The following is a 2,204-nucleotide window of genomic DNA, read 5'->3' on the forward strand; positions in this document are numbered from 1 at the left end:
CGCCGAGCGCCGACACCCCTGCCCCGCTCCGCCCCCTGCAGCCCCGCACGCCGCGTCGGCCCGCCGACGCGGACGGCGCGATCCCGCCCCTGCTGCTCCGGACGCCCGGCCCGCAGCCCCAGCCGGGGCCGGCCGGCGCCCCTGCCTTCCCCGACTTGGGCGGCGTGCTCCGGGGCCGGCTGGGTTGCGAGGATCAGGCGCGCCTCAGCCGCGATGAACGGGAACGCTGCGCCGAACGGATGGGCGCCCGCCGCGCCCAAGGCCCCGACTATGGCCCCACGGCGGGAATCTCGCCCGTCAAGCGCGCCGCCTTCGACCGCGCCGCCGGCGTCTCTCCCCTGCCGCCCGAGCCGCCCGGCGTCGCGCCGGTGGGCTCCGACAACATCGGCGATCCCGACTACGGCGGCGGCATGGCTGACAACATGGGCGCGCCCCACTCCGGCAGCCGCCGGGCGACGCGGGTCACGCCCCGGCTGCCGCCCTAGGCTGCACCGGCAGGTGCTTGGCCAGGAACGCCTCCAGCGCGGTCAGCAGCTGGGTTCGCGACCCCGGCCGGCGCAGGTAGTGGTCGTCGTCAGTCAGCAGCAGGTGCTCGACGGGTTTGCCGGCCGCCTTCAGGGCGTCGCGCATCGCCGCCGACTGCACCGGCTCGACGATGGTGTCCTGACCGCCGTGCACCAGCAGCACCGGCGCCTGGATGTTGGCGACCTGCCGCAGCGGCGAGGTGCTCACCAGTTCCGGCGAATTCGGTCCATTCTTGCCTAGCATCCGCCGCCACGCGTGGAAGGTTGCAGAGGCGCGGCCGTGGGTGCTGCCCTGCTGCGCCAGGATGAGCTTCAGGTCCGAGATCCCGGCGATCGACGCGGCGCAGCGGTAGGCGCCCGGGTGCAGGCTCACGCCCGCCAAGGCCGCGTAGCCTCCAAAGCTCCAGCCGACGATGCAGGCCCGGTCGGCGTCGACCTCGGCCATCGGGCGGATGGCTGCCACTCCGTCAAGCAGGTCCGTCTGCATCTTGCCGCCCCACTCGGCGCGACCCGCCTCGTAGAAGGCCCTGCCGAAGCCGGCGGAGCCGCGGAACTGCGGGCGCAGCACCGCGTACCCGCGGGACGCCAGGAACTGGGTCAGGAAGTCGAAGGTGTACTCGTCCCGCGCGCCGGGCCCGCCGTGCGGCAGGACGATTAGCGGCGCCTTGGTCACCCCGAGGCTGGCGGGCGGCAAGGTGAGGTAGGCGCCGATCTCCAGCCCGTCGCGGGCCTTGTACGTGATCCAACGGGTCGCCCCCAGCTCCACGCCTTCGAGCTCGGGATACTCCTCTCCGAGCGGCGACAGCTCCTTGCGGCCCTTGTCGTACAGGAACCAGGCGGGGCCCGCCTGCGGTCCCTCCACCCGGACGATGAACCGGCTGCGGTCCTTCGACCAGTGATAGAGGCCGACGGTCCGGTCCTTGAAGGCGCGCGAGAGCAGGCCGTGGACGGCGCCGAGCTCGGCGTCGAGCCACTGGAATTGCGGCCGCTCGGTCCCGCCGACCACCGCCACCGCTGCGCCTCGGTAAGGATCCATCTGCAGCCAGGGCGTCGCGCCGGACGTGGGCTGGCCCACCGGGGTGACCGAGCCGTCGCTCAGCTTCTTAAGGACCACCCGCTCAGCGCCCTGCGCCGTCTCGCGCAGGTAGACCCCGTCATCCGGGTCGGAATAGGCCATGTAATCCATGGAGGCGTCGACGTCGTCGCCGCGCTCCAGGACCGTCCAGCGGTTCTGGCCCTTGCCGCGCACGTGGATCGAGAAGGCCCGCGAGATCTCGTCGACGTCGTAGCGAACCCGCGGCGCGCCCGAGCGGTCCACGTCCCAGCTCCACGTGTCGTAGCCGCCCCGTTCGACGACGGATCCCTTGCCGGTGGCCGGATCCACGCCCCAGAGCGCGGCGACAAACGGCGAGTCGGCGCCTTTGCGGGCGGCGTGGGTGTCGAAGCCGCGGCTCGGCCCCATCGACCAGGCGAGGCCCAGGACGAGCGCCTTCGGCGGCTCATGGAACAGCGCCACCTGCGGATGCTGGACGGAGTAGGACGAGGCCTCGTCGTTCGCGAGCAGGGTTGAGGCGAGCTGCCCCTGCGCCGTGAAGGCGATGTTCCGCTCCATGCGGTACGCGTTGCCGTTCACCTTCTCCCAGCGGGCGACCTGGACCACCACGTGGTCGTTGCCGACCC

Annotated in this window: 1 protein-coding gene and 1 pseudogene; one reads left to right on the top strand and one right to left on the bottom strand. The window is 72.8% G+C overall.

Annotation, left to right across the window (positions count from 1 at the left end):
- Nucleotides 1–485, top strand: a pseudogene (locus VHK87_RS02730) (hypothetical protein); the annotation flags it as partial.
- Here the strand turns inward: VHK87_RS02730 and VHK87_RS02735 are convergent.
- Nucleotides 463–2,204: alpha/beta hydrolase family protein (locus tag VHK87_RS02735; protein WP_329633364.1), on the bottom strand; the 1,742-nt coding region annotated here is incomplete at its 5' end. The pseudogene VHK87_RS02730 and the gene VHK87_RS02735 overlap by 23 nt on opposite strands.

The sequence above is a fragment of the Phenylobacterium sp. genome (assembly GCF_036263695.1).
Lineage (GTDB): Bacteria > Pseudomonadota > Alphaproteobacteria > Caulobacterales > Caulobacteraceae > Phenylobacterium.